Below are 17,386 nucleotides of genomic sequence, written 5' to 3' on the forward strand. Positions count from 1 at the left end.
CATCGCCATGCCCCGTCCCATCGTCGCCCATATCCGCCCCGACGCGATCCGCCACAACCTCGATTTCATCCGCCGCACCGCCGCGCAATCGCGCGTGTGGGCCGTGATCAAGGCCGACGCGTACGGTCACGGGATCGAACGGATCTATCCGGGCCTCGCAGCCGCCGACGGCATCGCGCTGCTGGACCTCGCCGAAGCCGTGCGCGTGCGCGAGCTCGGCTGGGACAAGCCGGTGCTGCTGCTCGAAGGGATCTTCGAGCCGGCCGACGTCGAACTGGTCGAGCGCCACCGACTGACGGTGTCGGTCCACTGCGACGAGCAGCTCGACATGCTGATCGCCGCGAAGCCGCAGCAGCCGATCGACATCCAGCTCAAGATGAATTCCGGGATGAACCGGCTCGGCTACCGGCCCGACGCGTTCCGCGCCGCGTGGGAACGCGCGGCGAGCGCGCCGTCGATCGGCCGGATCACGCTGATGATGCACTTCGCGAATGCCGACGACGGCGAGGTCGACTGGCAGCTCGATACGTTCGACGCGGCCACGGCCGGCATTCCGGGCGAGCGCTCGGTGTCGAACTCGGCGGCCGTGCTCTGGCATCCGCGCGCGCATCGCGACTGGGTGCGGCCCGGCACGATCCTGTATGGCGCGTCGCCGACCGGCGCGTCGCGGCATATCGCCGACACGCCGCTGATGCCCGCGATGACGCTGACCAGCAAGATCATCGGCGTGCAGACGCTCGCGCCGGAAGAAACCGTCGGCTACGGCCGCCGCTTCACGGCGGACCGGCCGATGCGGATCGGCGTCGTCGCGTGCGGCTATGCGGACGGCTATCCGCGCCACGCGCCGACCGGCACGCCGATCGCGGTGGACGGCGTGATGACGCGCGTCGTCGGCCGCGTGTCGATGGACATGCTGACCGTCGACCTGACGCCGTGCCCGAATGCGGGCATCGGCTCCAGCGTCGAGCTGTGGGGCGACCAGGTGAAGGTGGACGACGTCGCGGAAGCGAGCGGCACGATCGGCTACGAGCTGATGTGCGCGCTCGCGCGGCGCGTGCCGGTCGTGATCGTGCCTCCGGGCGCATCGACCATGCAGCCCGCGCTGCGCACCGGCAGCTACGGGCGCTAAGCGGCGGGCACGCCGCCGCGGCGACGCCCATGCCGATCCGCTTGCGGGCCGCCATCGGGCGGCCCGTCCGCTTTCATGCAGCTACGTGCGCCACGTCGGCGCCCGTTTCTCCAGGAACGCGTCGATCCCCTCGCCCGCATCCTCTTCCATCATGTTGCGCGCCATCACGTCGCCCGCATACGCATACGCGTCGTCGAGCGACAGCTCGCGCTGCCGGTAGAACATCTGCTTGCCGTAGCGCACCGCGGCCGGGCTCTTCGCGACGATCTCCGCGACCTTGCGCGCGACCGCCGCGTCGAGCGCATCCTCGGGCACGGCTTCGTTGACGAGGCCCCACGCCGCAGCCGTCGCCGCGTCGACGAAGCGGCCGGTCACGAGCATGTCGAATGCTCGCTTGGCCGTCACGTTGCGGCTCAGCGCCACGGCCGGCGTCGAACAGAACAGGCCGACGTTGATGCCCGACACCGCGAAGCGCGCGGTATCGGCCGCGATCGCGAGGTCGCACGCGGCGACGAGCTGGCAGCCGGCCGCCGTCGCGATGCCGTGCACGCGCGCGATCACCGGCACCGGCAGCGCGCGCATCGCGAGCATCACGCGGCTGCATTGCGCGAACAGCGCGCGGTAGTAGTCGAGCCCGGGCTTGCTGCGCATCTCGCGCAGGTCGTGCCCCGCGCAGAAGGCCTTGCCTTCGGCGGCCAGCACGACGCAGCGCAGGTGCGGATCGGCGGCCAGCGAAACGAATGCGTCGTGCAGGCTCGCCAGCATCGCCTCGGACAACGCGTTGAACTGCTGCGGGCGGTTCAGCCGCAGCGTGACGACGCCGTCGCGCGCTTCGCGCAACAGGATCGGATCGGCAGTCTCGTGATGGGGTTCCATGATGTTCCGCTCGACGGGGTTCGCAGGATGCGGTTCGCGGCAATCGCGCGCGTTCACCGCAGGTCGATGAAATGGTCCTCCACAATCCGCGCGGCGTCCAGCCGCGCACCGCCATCGATTTTCAAACCGCGACCGAACCCCGTTCGCCGCTCGCGACGCGCGCGATCGTCTGCCGCAGCCACTGGTGCGCGGCATCGCCGTGCCGGCGCGCATGCCAGTGCTGCGCAAACTCGAACGAATCGATCGGGAACGGCGGCTCGAACACGCGCAGGCGCGGATCGTCGTGCGCGCGGTCGAGGTTGCGGCGCGCGACGGTCAGCACCAGGTCGGTGCCGGCGATCAGGTCGTTCGCGACGCTCCAGAACGGCAGGATCACCGCGATGCGACGCTCGCGGCGCAGCCGCGCGAGCGCGCGATCGACCTCGTTGTCCATCCCGTCGCGCATCGCGACGAGCGCATGCGGCCGCGCGAGCCACGCGTCGAGCGCGAGTGCGCCGCGGCGCGGCATGCGGCGCGCGTCGGCCATGCACGCGAACGACTCGACGAACAGCGGCTGCGCATGCAGTTCGCGCTGCAACGCGGGCAGCACGCCGAGCGCGAGATCGACCTCGCCGTCCATCAGCTGCATCCGCATCGCCTCGCGCGTCGCCTGCGACACGATCAGCTCGATGCCCGGCGCGTCGGCGCGCAGCGTCTTCACGAGCGCCGGCAGCACGATGCGCGCGCCGTAGTCGGACATCGCGATGCGAAACACGCGCGCGGCCGCCGACGGATCGAACGCGGGCGGTTCGATCAGCGCGCCGAGCCGGCCCAGCACGTCGTTCAGCGGCTCGACGAGTTCGTTCGCGCGCGCGGTCAGTTCGAGACGGCCCGCGCGCCGCACCAGCAGCGGATCGCCGAAGATCTCGCGCAGCCGCGCGAGCGCATGGCTCACCGCCGGCTGGCTGCGGTGCAGCCGCACGGCAGTGCGCGAGATATGTCGTTCGCTCAGCAATGCATGCAGCGTCACGAGCAGGTTCAGGTCGATGCGCGCCAGATTATTCATGGGACGAATATGAAGCATCCGAATGACGAATTTCCATTCTCCATCTTAATGGACGACAATCATTTCGACACCTTTTCACAAGCGACCACGATGCCGACTTCCGTTTCCCTCGCCACCCTTCCGCTCGCTGTCGCGGCCTTCGTCGCCGGCGCGCTCGTGCCGCTGCAGGGCGGCAGCAATGCCGCGCTCGGACGCGCGCTCGGCCATCCGCTGTGGGCAAGCGTCGCGTCGCTGACGGTCAGCCTGCTCGCGGTGCTGCCGGTGCTGCTGGCCACGCGCGCGCATGCGCCGCTGGTCGGCGAGGCGCTGCAGCGCCCCGCCTGGGTCTGGCTCGGCGGGCTCGCCGGCGTGATCTACATCACGCTCGCGCTGATCCTGACGCCGCGGCTCGGCGCGACGACCTTCATCGTCTGCGTCGTCGCCGGTCAGATGCTCGCGTCGCTGCTGATCGACCACCACGGGCTGATGGGCTTGCCGCAGCGGCTCGCGACGCCGGGCCGCATCGCCGGCGTCGCGCTGATCTTCGCGGGAATGCTGGTCGTGCAGTGGCAGACGCGTGCGCCGGTCGCGCCGGATCGCGTGGCCGCCGATCCCGCGCGCGCGTCGGTGCGCTGACGGCCACGACGCCGTCCGCCCCGTCGGCCGGGCCGCGCGTGCATCCGCCTTCGGATGCCGCCCGGCCCGCGCGCCGCGTTATCCGGCCAGTTTCTTCAGCGCGTCGAGCACCGCGTCGCCCTTGAACGGCTTCACGATCCAGCCCTTCACGCCGGCGGCCTTGCCGCGTTCCTTCATCGCCGGGCTGCTTTCGGTCGTCAGCATCACGACGTTGACCGACGCGTTCGCCAGTTCGCCGCGAATCTTCTCGACCATCGTCAGGCCGTCCATGTTCGGCATGTTCACGTCGCTGATCACGAGGCGCACGCCGGGCGTCGCCTTCAGCTTCGCGAGCCCGTCCTTGCCGTCGACCGCCGTCGCGACGTCGAGCCCGTGATTGCGCAGAAAGCCCGCGACCTCGTCGCGCACCGTGCCCGAATCGTCGACTACCAGAATCCTTGCCATGCGTTGCTCCTTTCCCTTGTTCCAGACTTCAATATTCAAAACAGTTCGAGTTCGCCCGATTCGACCATCGGCCCGACGTCCTGCACCGATTCGCGGAAATCCTCCGGCGACCAGCTCAGGCTGAACACGAAACGCTGATCGATGCACACCGACCGTCCCGACGCCGGGTCGGTCATCCGGTACTTGAAGCAGAGCTGCGGACAGTCGCCGCCGAACGAGATGAACTTCTGCTTGTGATTGACGACGAGCGGCACCTGCACCGGGTGGCGTGACAGCGCTTCGGCATCGCCGAGATAGCGGTTCTTGAACGCGCCCCACACGAGATTGGTCAGTTCGCCGAGCACGCTGTTGACGTCGCGAAAATCCGGCGCGCGGCCGTCGGCGCGCGTGCCGCCGATCATGTCGAGCAGCGGCTGCTCGCTCGTCTGCAGCAGCATGTAGCCGCGGCACCAGGCGCTTTCGAGCGCAATCAGGCTGAATACTTCGCCGAAGATGATCTGGTCGCGCACGATGCACGGCGTGTCGCGCTCGATCGTCATTCCCGGGAACAGGCTGTCGAGCCGCGCCTCGGTGATCTCCGAGATGCCGCGCACCAGCGCGTTCGGATAGTCGCGGCTGAACAGGTACTCGTCGACCGCGCGCCGCAGCGGCGTCATGTCGTCCGCGACGTAGGCCGCGCAGGCGACGCGCGCGAGCGCGTCCGGCAGGCCGTCGCGCGACGCGAGCGACGTGCGGCGCAGGATGATCGGCAGCTCGGGGCGCAGCGCGTCGATCTGCGTCGCGACGATCGCGCTCTCGGCCGGCGAGCCGCCGTAGTCCTCGGCGAGCAGGATCGCGCCGAGATCGATGTTCGAGCGCAGCACCTTCAGCAGCCGGCTGCGCCGCACGGTCAGTCCGACCAGGTTGTGTTCGTCGCAGAAACGCTTGATCGCGTCCGCGTGCGCGCGGCTGTCGTCGAGCACGAGCACCTTGCTGACGGGTTGGTCTACGGTCATCTCGAAGGATTCCTGGGTTTCGGTTGCGGGTCGGTCAGAACAGTTCGAGCGCGCCGCCCATGTCCGGCGCGGCCGTCTCGGGCACGTGGAAATCGACCGGCGCGTTCGCGCATACGCACAGCGTCGCGCCGATCCGCACGTCGCCGTCGAGCGTCAGCTCGTACGCGGCGACATGGTCCGGCGCGAGCGCGGGCAGATAGTCGACGCTCGCGCCGCTCAGCAGGTAAGGCGTCGACATCCCGAGATCGGGAAACGGCACGGTCAGCGCCTGGTTGATCGCGCCGCAGCAGAGGTTCGCCACTTCCATGAACGCTTCGGGCAACGGCCGCTGCGCGGCGCCGGCCTGCATCGCCGCGGCGAAATGGCGGCGCGTCGCATCGTCGTCGCTGAAGCGCAGCGCGAGCAGCAGCCGAAAATGCAGCGCCGAGATCGTCAGCACCGCGACGTGCTCGGCCGCCTTCGCGCCGGCCCTGGCGCGCGACTTCGCGTGCGCGGCATCGGGCGCGTCGGTCGCGGCCGGGCGGATGTCGCAGGCGCCGCTGCCCGACGCGAGCCGCGTGCGCGCCGCGTCGAAGAAGATCCGCTCGAAGCCGCCCTTCGCCTGCTCGCTGATCACGCCGCCTCTCCCTCGAGCCGCGCATGCAGCTGGCCGGCCAGCGTCTCGACGGTCGCGAGCGCGGCCGTGATCATCTTGCCGCCTGCCTGGATGTCCTGGAACGTCGCGGCAGTCACGAGATCGTTGCGGTTCAGGCTGTCGCGATAGCTGTTCGACAACTGCTGCGAACGCGCCGCCAGCCCGCGCACCTCGCTCGCGACGATCGAGAAGCCGCGGCCCGCGGCGCCGGCGCGCGCAGCCTCGATCGACGCGTTCAGCGACACGATCGACACGTGCGCGACGATCGCCGACAGCTCCTGGTTCTTTGCGCGCATGTCCTGGTTCTGCGTCGTCAACGAGATCATCTGCTCGTGCCAGCGCTCGAACGTGCCGGCCAGCCCGCGCAGTCGCGCGGCTTCGTCGGTGATCTTCATCGCATGCTGCGCGAGCGCGGCGCGCTCGGCCGACAGCGCGTCGAGCGCGTCGCGCTGCGTGTCGCGCCCGGCCTGCTCGCGCGCGAGTGCCTGCTCGAGCTGTGCTTCACGCTGCGCCCACGCCTCGGCCGCGTCGGCCTGCGCGGACGCCGCTTCGGCGGCCCGAGCGTCGGCCGCCTCCAGCGCGTCGCGCAACGCGTTCTGCGCATCGGTCGCCGCCGCGACCAGCCGCGCGCGCATCGCGCGCAACACGATCGCCGCCAGCGCCGCAACGACGAGGCCGCCCGCCAGCGCGGCGGCGATCTGGGTCATCCAGGCTTGCACCATCACTCCACCGCGTCGAGGTCCGCCACATCCGTGCGCGCCTGCGGCCGCTCCGCAGTCGCGTGGCCATGACCGTGGTGCGCATGCGCGTCCGCCGCAAAGCGGGCCGGCAGCGACACGATCGTCTCGAATGCGCGATACGGCGCGCCGACACGATCGTCGGTGAAGCGCAGCGCGATGTCGCCGCCGTCGCGCTTCAGGAAATTGCGCACCGCGTCCATGCCGACGCCGCGCCCCGAGACCTCGGTCACCGCATCCGCGGTCGAGAAGCCCGGCCGGAAAATCAGCTCGGCGACCGCATCGTCGGGCAGCAGGTGGGCCTGGTCCGCGTCGATCCAGCCGCGCTCGCGCGCGATCCCGCGAATCCGGTCGAGCGCGAGGCCGCGGCCGTCGTCGCTCAACACGAACCACAGCTCGCCGCGGTCCACGCCGACCGCGATGTCGATCGTGCCGGCCGCCGGCTTGCCCGCCGCGCGACGCGCTTCGGACGTCTCGATCCCGTGGTCGACCGCATTGCGCAGCAGATGCATGAATACATTCTTCAGCGTCGCGACGATCTCGCTGCGCACGCGATGGCCGTGGCTGTCGATATGCACGACGGGCGCCGGCTTGCCGAGCTCCGCCGCGAGCGACGGCAGCGACTCGATCACGCTGCCGAGCGCATCGCCGATCCCCTGCGTGCCGAACTGGCTCAGCATGCGGCGCACCGCGTCGCGCGCCGCGTGCCAGTCCGACGCATTCGCCGGGTCGGCGCCGTCGAGCATCCGCAGGCTCTCGCTGATATGCGCGCGATCGACCATCAGGTAGCCGGCCGCGTCGGCGCCCGCCGGTGCGCCGCTGCGACCGAGCGTCTCCGCATTGATCGTCGCGTAGTGGTCGACGGCGGCGCGCACGCGCGCCAGGTCGTCCATCAGCGCGTCGCGGTCCCATGTCGGGCCGCCTTCGGCGCGGCGCAGCGATTCGTATGCCTGCTCGGCCTCGTGCACGATATTGGTCAGATGCTGAAGACTGTACGTGCGCGCGTTGCCCTTGATCGTGTGCATGTTGCGGAACAGCGCGGCGACGACCGAGTGGTCCGCGTTGTCGTGCTGGCGGATCATCCGCTCGTTCTCGCTGAGGAAGCCCTTCGCGCTGTGCACGAAGTCGTGGAACTTGTCCTGGCTGATCGCGAGGATCTCGCCGATCATCTCGAGGCGGCGCTGCTGCTCGCCGGCCTGCGCGGTCAGCTCGCGGATCTCGGTCACGTCGCGCACGCAGAGCATCAGGCGCGCGACCGTGTCGGTCTCGTCGGTGATCGCCGACCAGCTCAGGTCGAGCCATTTCTCGCGGCCGTCGGGCATCCGCTTCGCGACTTCGTTGACGAGCAGGTGCGCGTTGAACTCGAAGTTCATGCTGTCTTCGCCGAGGCACGCGTGCACCGCCGCCTCGACCTGCGAGCGCGCGTCGGAGCCGAGGTTCGAGTCGTCGAACACGAGCGCCATCAGGTCGCGGCCCGCGATGTCGTTCGTCTCGAAGATGGTCTCGAGGTACGCCGAGTACTCGGCATGCACGACGCTGCCGTCGACCACCGTCAGGATCCCCTGCTGCATGTTCTGCAGCATCGCCTGGATGTCCGCGGTCTTCTGCTTGAGCTGCGCGGCGTTCTGCTGGATCTTCTCGATCATGCCGTTGAACGCGACGATCGAATGACCGATCTCGTCCATCCGGCCCACCGGCACGCGACGCGTGAAATCCTGGCTCGTCGCGATCTCGCTCATCATCGTCTGCATCCGGCTCAGCGGACGCGTGATCTGGCGGTACAGCACGAAGCCGAGCGCGGTCAGCAGCACGATCACGGTGCCGGCGACGCCGGCAATCGCGGTCGCCGTCGTCGACAGCATGCCGTTCAGCGCGAGGATCGCATCGTCCTTCTGGCGGTTCTTCTCGACGCGCAGCGTATCGACGATGCTTTCCAGCTCGTCGCGATACTGCGCGACGTTCGCGAACAGGAAGGCCTGCGCCATCTCGGCCTTGCCTTCGGTCTTCATCTTCACGGTGTCGTCGATCGCCGCGAAGTAGTTCGCGACGCTGTCCTTCGCCTGCGCGACGAGGCCCTGCTGCGCGCGGCCGACGGCCGACTTCGCCTGTGCGTCGAGCGCCGCGCGCAACGCGGCCTGCTTCGCCTTCAGTTCGTCGCGCGCCTGCGACGCGGTGTTCGCGTCGGGCGCGTAGACGAGCGTCATCGTCGCGATCTGGATGTTCTTCACATCGGCGACGAGATCCGCGGACGCGAGCGCGCTCGGCACGATTCCCTGCGTGACCTGACGCACTTCGGACGCGCTCTTGCGCGTCTGGTACACGGCGTAAACGCCGATCGCCGACAACGCGACGAAGGTCAGGACAACCAGCAACGTAATGCGATGACGGATGGTCATGTGTACAGCTCCCCGCGGCAATCCGGTTTCGATCGCCCGTTGGTCCGTTGAAAGAATATGAGCGGCGAATTATCGGGGATGGTGTATGACGGTCCGATGACCGAAAATCAATCGATCATTGACGAAATCGAAATGGTTATTTTCCGGAGAAAAATCCTAAAGTTTTTCCGGAAACTGCCGTTAACCTCACGCCGCCTTCACCGGCGTGGCATCCGGGCAGACGCGCGTCGCGCCGCGCGCGGATATTCATGCTTTTATTTTTTAATCCGCGACGGCAATCAGGTCGAATACCGAAAACGTTTGCGCATTATCGTCGATTCAATCGATTTCGCACATTTTTAAAAAGACGCGTCGTTCGGCGCGTGATTGTTTTCTGCGATTTCCTGCACCGGCGCGCCCGGACCCGATCACGGATCGAGCGCACCGCCCGACCATCCCGTCGACGGGCGCGAGCCGGTCAGCTTCAGCGCGACGTCGCCCTGCGCGACCAGCCGCTCTCGATTGCGCGTGACGATGCGTCCGGCCTGCGGCGCGACCAGCACATGCTCGCTGCCCGGCACGCCCGGATGCGCGACGATGCGTGCGATCCGTTCGCCGGCTTCGACCGTTGCGCCGAGTTCGCGCTCGTAGACCAGCACGCCCGACACCGGCGCAATCACCGTCTCCATGTGCGCGATCGGCACGGCCTCGCCGCACCAGTCCGGCGTGCCCGGCGGCTCGGCGATCACGCCGCGGCCGCGCAGGAACGCGAGCACGCCGTCGGCGTCGCGCTCGGCCAGCGCATCGGACACGTCGGACTGGCCGCGCAGCTCGACGGTCGCGACGAGCTTGTCGCGCAGCGCGCCGTCGCGCAGCCAGTGCGCGACGACGGCGCCCTCGAATGCGCCGTCGTCGTCCTCGTCCCACAGAATCGCGACCTCGGCGCCGAGCGCGGCGGCGAGATCGCGGCCGGCCGGCCACAGCTCGCGATGCAGGTACAGGTACGGCAGCGCTTCGGAATCGGTATGCAGGTCGAGCACGATGTCGGCGTCGCAGGCCGCGCCGAGCAGCGTGCGCTGCCACGCGGCGAAGCTCGTCGCGGGCCGGCGCGTCGCCGCCGATTCGTGGAAATGCCGGTTGAAGTTGCGGTGCGTCGCTTCATGGAACCGGCCGAGCAGCCGCCCCTGCCGGAACTGCGCGAGTCCGAGCGGATTGGCCTGCGGCACGATCGTCATGGTGCCGCGCAGCACGCCGCGATCGTGCGCCGCGCACAATTGCGGCAGCAGCCGGTGCAGCACCAGCATCCCGGCGATCTCGTCCGCATGCACGCCGGCCTGCAGATGTACGCGCGGGCCGTCGCCGCCCGACAGCCGCCACGCGCGGATCGCGAGCGGCTGCCCGTGGTCGCCGGGCACCTGCCACGTCAGCGTGTCGATCATCGTGTCGTCTCCTTCAGGATCGTCGCCCCGCGCGTCACGACGCGGAACCCGCACCGAGGCTGGCGACGTATGCGGCGATACGCTCGCACGCGTCGGCCAGCTGCGCATCGTCGACGACGAAGCCGAAGCGCACGAAGCCCGATGCCGTGTCGCCGAACGCGCTCGCGTCGAGCAGCGCGACCTGCTTCGCGCGGAACAGCCCCCACGTGAACGCATGCGCGTCGAGCCCCGTGCCGCGCACGTCGACCATCATGAACATCCCCGCTTCGGGCAGCAGGCAGCGCAGGCCCGGCACGTCGCGCAGGCGGCCGTAGGCCAGGTCGCGGCGGCGGCGGTAGAGTTCGCGCATGTCCGCGACGATCGCCGCGCGGTTGTCGAGCGCAGTGATCGCCGCCTGCTGGATGAAACCCGGCAGCCCGTACAGCATGCACAGCGCGAGCCGTTCCGCATGCTCGATCAGTTCGACCGGGCCGACGGCCCAGCCGACGCGCCAGCCCGGCATCGCATGCGACTTCGACAGGCTGCCGATCGTCACGGTGCGCGCGGCCATGCCCGGCAGCGACGCGATGCTGACCATGTCGCGCTCGAACGTCAGCGCCGCATACACCTCGTCGGACACGACCCACAGGTCGCGCTCGCAGGCGAGCCGCGCGATCCGCTCCAGGTCGGCGCGCGGCATCACGACGCCGGTCGGATTGCACGGCGTCGCGAAGAAGATCGCCTTGGTGCGCGGCGTCACGGCCGCTTCGAGCGCGTCGCAGTCGAGATGGAAGCCGCGCGACGCATCGACCGGCACCGGCACGAGCGTCGCGCCCGACGCGCGAATGCTCGCCTCGTAGGTCAGATACATCGGCTCCGGCACGATCACTTCGTCGCCCGCTTCGCACAGGCACAGCGCCATCGCGAACAGTGCGTTCTGCGCGCCGGCCGTCACGATCACGTGTTCGGGGCCGACCGGCTGGCCGCTGCCGGCCGCATGCTCGCGCGCGATCGCCGCGCGCAGTTCGGCGCGGCCGCGCACTTCGCTGTAGTGCGTATCGCCGCCGCGCAGCGCGGCGACCGCGCGTTCGACGATCACCTCGGGCGTCGAAAAATCCGGATCGCCGACGCTCAGGATGATCGCCGGCTCGCCGGCCGCGACGGCCTGCTGTGCCGCGTAGTGGATGTCCCACGCGGTCGTGCGCTTGCCCTGCAGGCGCTCGACCAGCTTCGAATAGTTCATGCGTCCTCCATCGCGCGGCGCCCGGCGGGCCGCCGCGTCGTCAGTGGTTGTCGTCAGCGCGGCATGCGCACCGGCACGCGCCGCTCGAGCCGGCCGAACACGCGCTCGATCAGGAACGCGAGCACGACGTAGATCACAGCGATCGCGAGCAGCGGCTCGTAGGTGCGCAGCGTATGCGCGCGGATATAGTTGGCGGCGCCGAGCACGTCCATCACCGCGACCGTCGACGCGAGCGCGGTCGACTTCAGCAGCATCACGGTCTCGCCCGCGAGCGTCGGCAGCAGGATCTGGATCGCGCGCGGCAGCCATACGCGTCGCGCGATCATCGACGGTCGCATCCCCATTGCACGCGCGGCTTCGATCTCGCCCTTCGGCACGCCGCGCAGCCCCGCACGCAGCACCTCGCCGACATACGCGCCGACGCTGATCACGAGCGCGAACGCGACATACCAGAAACCGTCGCGCAGAAACGGCCACAGCACGCTGTCGCGCAGCGCGGGCCAGCCCGCGAACAGCGAGCCGACGCCGTAGTAGATCAGGTAGATCTGCACCAGCAGCGGCGTGCCGCGAATCACCTCGGTAAATGCCTTGCTGCCGCGCGCGACGAGCGGGTTCGGCGACAGCCGCGCGAACGCGACGGCGATCGCGAGCCCGAAGCCGAACACGGCCGAGATGACGAGCAGCTTGACGGTGGTCAGCACGCCGAGCATCAGCAGCGCCCCGTATGACGACAATACGCTCAGATCCATGAGGTCGACCCGATTCGATGACGAGGGAGAGAAGCGATGCCGGTCACGACGCGGGCATCCAGCGTCCGAAGCGCCGTTCGATCTCGCGGAACAGCATCCCGGACAGCGACGTGATCGCGAAATAGACGACCGCGACCATCAGGTAGTAGCGCATGTATTCGCGCGTCGAGCCGGCCGCCTGCTTCGCGGTGTACAGCAGCTCGTTGTAGCCGACCACGCTGATCAGCGCGCTGTCCTTCACGAGAATCAGCCACAGGTTCGCGAAGCCCGCGAGCGCGTACGGCGCCATCGCCGGCAGCGTCACGCGCCGGAACACGAGGCCGGGCGACGCGCCGAACGCGCGGCCGGCCTCGATCTGCCCGAACGGGATCGCGAGGATCGCACCGCGGATGATCTCCGCCGCATACGCGCCCTGCACGATGCCGAGCACGATCACCGCGGCCGCGAAGCCGTTGACCGCAACCGGCCCGATGCCGATCGCCGTCATCACGAGATTGATCGCGTCGGTGCCCGCGTAGTAAAGCAGCAGGATCAGCAGCAGCTCGGGCACCGCGCGGCACAGCGTCGTGTAGCCCTGCGCGATGCGTTCGAGCACGCGCACGCCGGACAGCTTGGCCGCCGCGCCGAGCAAGCCGAGCGCGATGCCGACGACGAATGCGCCGAGCGAAATCTCGAGCGTCACGCCCGCGCCCTGCAGCAGCGCGACGCCCCAGCCGTCCGGGTCCATGCCCAGGTAGCTCACCCATCCCCAACCGTCCATGCCGCCTCCTCGTGCGTGCGTCGCGCCGGTGTGCGCCGGTATGCCGTGGTCTGCGCGATCAGTGCGGCCAGAGGTCGATCGGGAAATACTTCTTCGCGATCTGCGCGTACTTGCCCGACGCGTGCAGCTGTTCGAGCGCCTGGTCCATCTGCTGCTTCAGCGGCGCATCGGCCTTGCGCATGCCCGCGCCGACGCCGTAGCCGAAGATCGCCGGATCCATCTTCACGCTGCCGGGGCCCTTCAGCTCGAACGCCGAACCGTCCTTCGTTTTCAGGAAGTCGAGGATGCCGAGCTGGTCGAGATACATCGTGTCGATCCGCCCCGCGACCAGATCGGCGTTGCAGTCGTCCTGCGTGTTGTACAGGCGGACCGTCGCGGTCTTGCCGTACGCCATCTTGATGAACTCGGCGTTCGCGGTCGAACCCTGCACGCCGATCACCTTGCCCTTCAGGCCGTCCGGCGTCAGCGTCAGCCTGGCGTTCTTCGCACCGACGAAGGTGCCCGGCGTCTCGTAGTACGGCCGCGAGAACGCGATCACCTTCTGCCGTTCCGGCGTGATCGACATCGAGTTGAAGATCACGTCGATCTTGTCGCTGAGCAGCGCCGGGATGATCCCGTCCCACGACACTTCCTTGATCTCGCACTTCGCCTTCATCTGCTCGCACAGCGCGCGGATCAGGTCGGCCTCGAAGCCGCTCCACTGCCCGGTCGGGCTCTTCATCAGGAACGGCGGATACGGCTCGGCGGCCACGCCGAAGCGCAGCACGCCGGACGACGCCTGCGCGGCGCCGAGCGGCGCGAGCGCCGCGACAACGAGACTGAACAGGCACAGCAGAGTGCGTAAGACGCGCTTCATGATCGAACTCCTTGCAGGAAAGATGGGGGACGGGGCGACCGGCATCGGGCGACTGGCATCGGCGCGACCGGCTCGGTTGCGAGCGGTCATGGCGCAGCCCGGCGGTTCAGTGACGCTGCCGGTGCGCGTTGACGAACTGGCGGCAGCGCTCGCCTTGCGGAGCATCGAAGATCTCGGCCGGCGTGCCGCTCTCGTCGACGCGCCCCTGGTGCAGGAACAGCACCCGGCTCGACACGTCGCGCGCGAACGCCATCTCGTGCGTGACGAGAATCATCGTGCGGCCCTCGCAGGCCAGATCGCGGATCACCTTCAGCACCTCGCCGACGCGCTCGGGATCGAGCGCGGACGTCGGTTCGTCGAACAGCATGACCTTCGGCCGCATCGCGAGCGCGCGCGCAATCGCGACGCGCTGCTGCTGGCCGCCGGACAGGAAGGCGGGATAGACGTTGCGCTTGTCGGCGAGGCCGACGCGCTCGAGCAGCTGCTCGGCGCGCGCGATCGCTTCGGCGCGCGATTCGCGCAGCACGTGCACGGGCATCTCGATCACGTTTTCGAGCACCGTGCGGTGCGCCCACAGGTTGAAGCTCTGGAACACCATGCCGAGCCGCGTGCGGATCCGCTCGACCTGGCGCGGATCGGTCGGCACCGTACGCCCCTTGCGATCGACCTTCAGGCCGATCTCCTCGCCGTCGACGACGATGCGCCCCTGCGTCGGCGTCTCGAGCAGGTTGATGCACCGGAGCAGCGTGCTCTTGCCCGAGCCGCTCGCCCCGATCAGCGAGATCACTTCGCCTTCGCGCGCGCTCAGCGACACGCCCTTCAACACCTCCAGCTCGCCGAACCGCTTGTGCAGATCGACCACCTGCACGCGCTCCTCGACCGCCGCCTTCACGCTCTCCACCCGCGCCAACATGCTGTCTCCCATGTCGAATTCTCACGCCCGCCCCGTGCGGGATCGCGGCGTCTTGTTGAATGGCCGACCAACCTCATGCGGAATCGAGTATAGGCTCTGTTGAACATCGGTTCAACAGTTTTCAATATTCCGGAAGCAAGGGTTTTCGCGGGTTCCGGAACGCTTTCGAGATCGTAATTGAACAAGCGTCCGACACTCCCCTATAATCGGTTCCATGACGATTCCGTAAGGTCATCACGTGAAAAAGACTTCTGACACGGCCCCGGTTCAGACGCGCAGCCGCGGCATCCGAGAAACGCCCGCGGTGCGTCAGCAATCGATCATCGACGCGACGATGCGCTGCATCGCGCGCTACAGCTATTCGGAAACCACGATCGACCGCATCTGTTCGGAGGCGAAGGTCTCGCGCGGCCTGATCAACCATCACTTCCAGTCGAAAGACGAGCTGATGGCGCAGACCTACAAGCGGCTCGCGGCCGACCTGCTCGACGTGTCGCGCGCGGCGGCCGCGAACGCGACCGGCCCCGAGGAAAAGCTCGACGCGATCATCAGGGTATGTTTCGCCGCGCCCGTGTTCGCGCCGAAGAACGTGAAGGTGTGGCTCGGCTTCTGGAGCGTCGCGCACAGCGACCCGGTGATCCGCAAGGCGCACAAGGAGCTGTACAGCGGCTACCGGCAGGCGTTGAAGAAGCTGTTCGACCAGATCGCCGAAGTGCGCGGCGGCGCCGTCGACAGCGAGCTGGCCGCGCTGACGCTGACCGCCGTGATCGACGGCTTCTGGCTGGAGCTGGCGCGCGACCCGACGTCGTTTACGGCGGAAGACGCGCTGACCAGCTGCCTGCGCGTCGTCGATACGTTCCTGCCGCCGCCGAAAACGGCCCGCAAGCGCGCGTAACGACGCAACGCGGCCCGCCGGCCCGCTCGCAACGCAAACGAACGGCCTCGCCCCGCGCCCGCCGGCGCAGCGCGAGGCCGTTCCTGCGTTCAGGCCGCGCGGATCTCGATCAGGTACGGCTGGCCGTGCGCAGCCGCCTCGCTCAGCGCGCCGGCCAGCGGCGCGCCCTCGTCGATGCGCTGCGCGCCCCACCCGTACGCGCGCGCGATCGCGACGAAATCCGGCGTATGCAGGTCCACGCCGACCGGCTCGACGCCGCCGTCGACCATCGCCCGCTTGATCTCCCCGTATCCGCCGTTGTTCAGCAGCACGACGATCAGGCGCGCACCGTGCTGCACCGCCGTGCCGAGTTCCGCGAGCGTGTACTGGAAGCCGCCGTCGCCGGCGATGCACACGACCGGCCGAGACGGATCGCCGAGACTGGCGCCGACGGCCGCCGGCAACCCGTAACCGAGCGAGCCGAACCCGACCGACGCGTTGAACCAGCTGCGTGGCCGCGACGCCGCGAAGCCGACGTTGCCCGCGTAGACGATGCGCGTCGAGTCGCCGACGATCGCCGCATCGGGCAACGCGTCGCGCACGTTGTCGAGCAGCGCGAGATCGCGCCGCATCTCGTCGTTCACTTCCTGCTGTGCGGCGACGCGGCACGTCGCGGCGCGCTCGATGCCGTCGCCTTCGACGCGTGCCGCCGCCTCGGCCGGCCAGACACGCCGCAGCGCACGCAGCGTCTCGCCGACGTCGCCGAGCAGCGGCAGCGCGGGAACCGCGTTGCGGCACAGCTGCTGCGGATCGATGTCGATCCGCACGAGCGGCGCGGGAATCGCAAAGCTGCGCGTCGCATAGAGGTCGTAGTCGGTCGGCCCCAGTTCGGTGCCGAGCGCGACGATCAGGTCGCTGTCGCGCATCAGCGCGCGCACCGCGTCGCTCGACGCCGACCATGCGATGCCGAGCGGATGTGCGTGCGGCAGCACGCCGCGTCCGTTGATCGTCATCACGACCGGCGCGTCGAGCGTTTCGGCGAGCCAGCGCACGTCGTCGGCCGCGTCGAGCGCACCGCCGCCAGCAAGGATCAGCGGCGCACGCGCGGCCGCCGCGCGAGCCCGCAGCGCGTCGACGCCGGCCGCCGATGCAGGGCCGGCCGCGATGCGCGGCGGTGCGGCCGGCACGGGGGGCAGCGTATCGGCCGGCGCGGCCAGCACGTCGAGCGGAATCGCGATGTGCACCGGGCGCGGCCGGCCGCCGGAAAACACCGCGAACGCGCGCGCGATCGCCTGCGGCAGCGCGTCGGCACACGGCACCGTGTAGCTGAACGCGGCGACGTTCGCCGCGAATGCGTGCTGGTCGGGCAGTTCGTGAAGATGGCCGTTGCCGGAACCGATGTCGCCCGACGCGTTGACGCTCGAGATCACCAGCATCGGGATCGAATCCGCATATGCCTGCGCCATCGACGTCGCGATGTTCGTCATGCCGGGCCCGGTGATCACGAAGCACACGCCGGGCTTGCCGGTCGCGCGCGCATAGCCGTCGGCCATGAAGCCGAGCCCCTGCTCGTGGCGCGCGCTCACGTGGCGCAGCGCGCTGCCGGCCAGGCCGCGGTACAGCTCGATCGTATGCACGCCGGGGATGCCGAACACCGTGTCGACGCCGTATGCGGCGAGCAGTTCGACGAGGTACATGCCTGCTGTTTTCATAAGGATTCCAT

The 17,386-nt window shown here is 69.0% G+C and carries 18 protein-coding genes; 4 read left to right on the forward strand and 14 right to left on the reverse strand.

Annotated elements, in window-relative coordinates:
- Positions 1-7 precede the first annotated feature (7 nt).
- Entirely contained in the window at positions 8-1,129 is a 1,122-nt protein-coding gene (alr, locus tag WS57_RS08030) for an alanine racemase (protein WP_059514243.1), read from the forward strand.
- Between the two features lie 81 nt (positions 1,130-1,210).
- On the opposite strand, the gene WS57_RS08035 is transcribed toward alr, so the two are convergent.
- Entirely contained in the window at positions 1,211-2,005 is a 795-nt protein-coding gene (locus WS57_RS08035) for an enoyl-CoA hydratase (RefSeq protein ID WP_059514321.1), read from the reverse strand.
- A 121-nt stretch (positions 2,006-2,126) separates the two neighbouring features.
- Complete coding sequence (locus WS57_RS08040) at positions 2,127-3,050, reverse strand: LysR family transcriptional regulator (protein WP_069244012.1); 924 nt, start codon at positions 3,048-3,050, stop codon at positions 2,127-2,129.
- Positions 3,051-3,140: 90 nt separating this feature from the next.
- Between WS57_RS08040 and WS57_RS08045 the strand changes: the two genes are divergently transcribed.
- Entirely contained in the window at positions 3,141-3,665 is a 525-nt protein-coding gene (locus WS57_RS08045; RefSeq protein WP_059477460.1) for a DMT family transporter, read from the forward strand.
- Between the two features lie 78 nt (positions 3,666-3,743).
- Here WS57_RS08045 and WS57_RS08050 read toward each other — a convergent pair whose 3' ends face one another.
- Genes WS57_RS08050 through WS57_RS08070 form a run of 5 tightly spaced genes read right to left on the reverse strand, consistent with a single transcriptional unit; the run spans position 3,744 to position 8,871 of the window.
- Complete coding sequence (locus tag WS57_RS08050; RefSeq protein ID WP_009689510.1) at positions 3,744-4,109, reverse strand: response regulator; 366 nt, start codon at positions 4,107-4,109, stop codon at positions 3,744-3,746.
- Between the two features lie 35 nt (positions 4,110-4,144).
- Positions 4,145-5,104, reverse strand: a complete 960-nt coding sequence (locus WS57_RS08055; protein WP_040129617.1) for a chemotaxis protein CheX — start codon at positions 5,102-5,104, stop codon at positions 4,145-4,147.
- Between the two features lie 34 nt (positions 5,105-5,138).
- Positions 5,139-5,720, reverse strand: a complete 582-nt coding sequence (locus WS57_RS08060) for a hypothetical protein (protein WP_059477415.1) — start codon at positions 5,718-5,720, stop codon at positions 5,139-5,141.
- On the reverse strand, positions 5,717-6,445 hold the full coding sequence (locus WS57_RS08065; protein WP_236871874.1) for a methyl-accepting chemotaxis protein: 729 nt from the start codon (positions 6,443-6,445) through the stop codon (positions 5,717-5,719). Before WS57_RS08065 ends, WS57_RS08060 begins: the two co-directional genes overlap by 4 nt.
- 14 nt (positions 6,446-6,459) lie before the next feature.
- Positions 6,460-8,871 carry an MCP four helix bundle domain-containing protein gene (locus WS57_RS08070; protein ID WP_069244014.1) on the reverse strand — a complete coding sequence of 804 codons (2,412 nt, stop codon included), beginning with the start codon at positions 8,869-8,871 and terminating at the stop codon, positions 6,460-6,462.
- Positions 8,872-8,928: 57 nt separating this feature from the next.
- Here WS57_RS08070 and WS57_RS36905 point away from each other — a divergent pair, with 57 nt between their 5' ends.
- Complete coding sequence (locus WS57_RS36905) at positions 8,929-9,213, forward strand: hypothetical protein (RefSeq protein WP_155774268.1); 285 nt, start codon at positions 8,929-8,931, stop codon at positions 9,211-9,213.
- A gap of 65 nt (positions 9,214-9,278) precedes the next feature.
- Here the strand turns inward: WS57_RS36905 and WS57_RS08075 are convergent, their stop codons facing one another.
- The 6 genes from WS57_RS08075 to WS57_RS08100 all read right to left on the reverse strand — a co-directional run bounded on the left by WS57_RS08075 (position 9,279) and on the right by WS57_RS08100 (position 14,789).
- The gene (locus tag WS57_RS08075) at positions 9,279-10,289 is read right to left on the reverse strand and encodes a succinylglutamate desuccinylase/aspartoacylase domain-containing protein (protein WP_069244015.1); all 1,011 of its coding nucleotides are present in this window, start codon (positions 10,287-10,289) and stop codon (positions 9,279-9,281) included.
- A gap of 34 nt (positions 10,290-10,323) precedes the next feature.
- A complete protein-coding gene (locus WS57_RS08080; protein WP_059514232.1) occupies positions 10,324-11,511 on the reverse strand; it encodes a pyridoxal phosphate-dependent aminotransferase in 1,188 nt (395 codons plus the stop codon).
- Positions 11,512-11,564: 53 nt separating this feature from the next.
- Positions 11,565-12,260, reverse strand: a complete 696-nt coding sequence (locus WS57_RS08085) for an ABC transporter permease (protein ID WP_069244016.1) — start codon at positions 12,258-12,260, stop codon at positions 11,565-11,567.
- A gap of 43 nt (positions 12,261-12,303) precedes the next feature.
- Positions 12,304-13,020, reverse strand: coding sequence for an ABC transporter permease (locus tag WS57_RS08090; protein WP_040129630.1), 717 nt, complete (start codon positions 13,018-13,020; stop codon positions 12,304-12,306).
- A 58-nt stretch (positions 13,021-13,078) separates the two neighbouring features.
- Positions 13,079-13,876: a transporter substrate-binding domain-containing protein gene (locus WS57_RS08095; RefSeq protein WP_009694859.1), complete on the reverse strand. Its 798-nt coding sequence runs from the start codon at positions 13,874-13,876 to the stop codon at positions 13,079-13,081.
- A 106-nt stretch (positions 13,877-13,982) separates the two neighbouring features.
- Positions 13,983-14,789: an ABC transporter ATP-binding protein gene (locus WS57_RS08100; RefSeq protein ID WP_009694858.1), complete on the reverse strand. Its 807-nt coding sequence runs from the start codon at positions 14,787-14,789 to the stop codon at positions 13,983-13,985.
- Positions 14,790-15,093: 304 nt separating this feature from the next.
- On the opposite strand from WS57_RS08100, the gene WS57_RS08105 reads away from it, so the two are divergent.
- On the forward strand, positions 15,094-15,684 hold the full coding sequence (locus WS57_RS08105) for a TetR family transcriptional regulator C-terminal domain-containing protein (RefSeq protein WP_009694857.1): 591 nt from the start codon (positions 15,094-15,096) through the stop codon (positions 15,682-15,684).
- Between the two features lie 89 nt (positions 15,685-15,773).
- Here the strand turns inward: WS57_RS08105 and WS57_RS08110 are convergent, their stop codons facing one another.
- The gene (locus WS57_RS08110; RefSeq protein ID WP_069244017.1) at positions 15,774-17,375 is read right to left on the reverse strand and encodes a 5-guanidino-2-oxopentanoate decarboxylase; all 1,602 of its coding nucleotides are present in this window, start codon (positions 17,373-17,375) and stop codon (positions 15,774-15,776) included.
- Positions 17,376-17,386 lie beyond the last annotated feature (11 nt).

It is taken from the genome of Burkholderia pseudomultivorans, from assembly GCF_001718415.1.
Classification (GTDB): domain Bacteria; phylum Pseudomonadota; class Gammaproteobacteria; order Burkholderiales; family Burkholderiaceae; genus Burkholderia; species Burkholderia pseudomultivorans_A.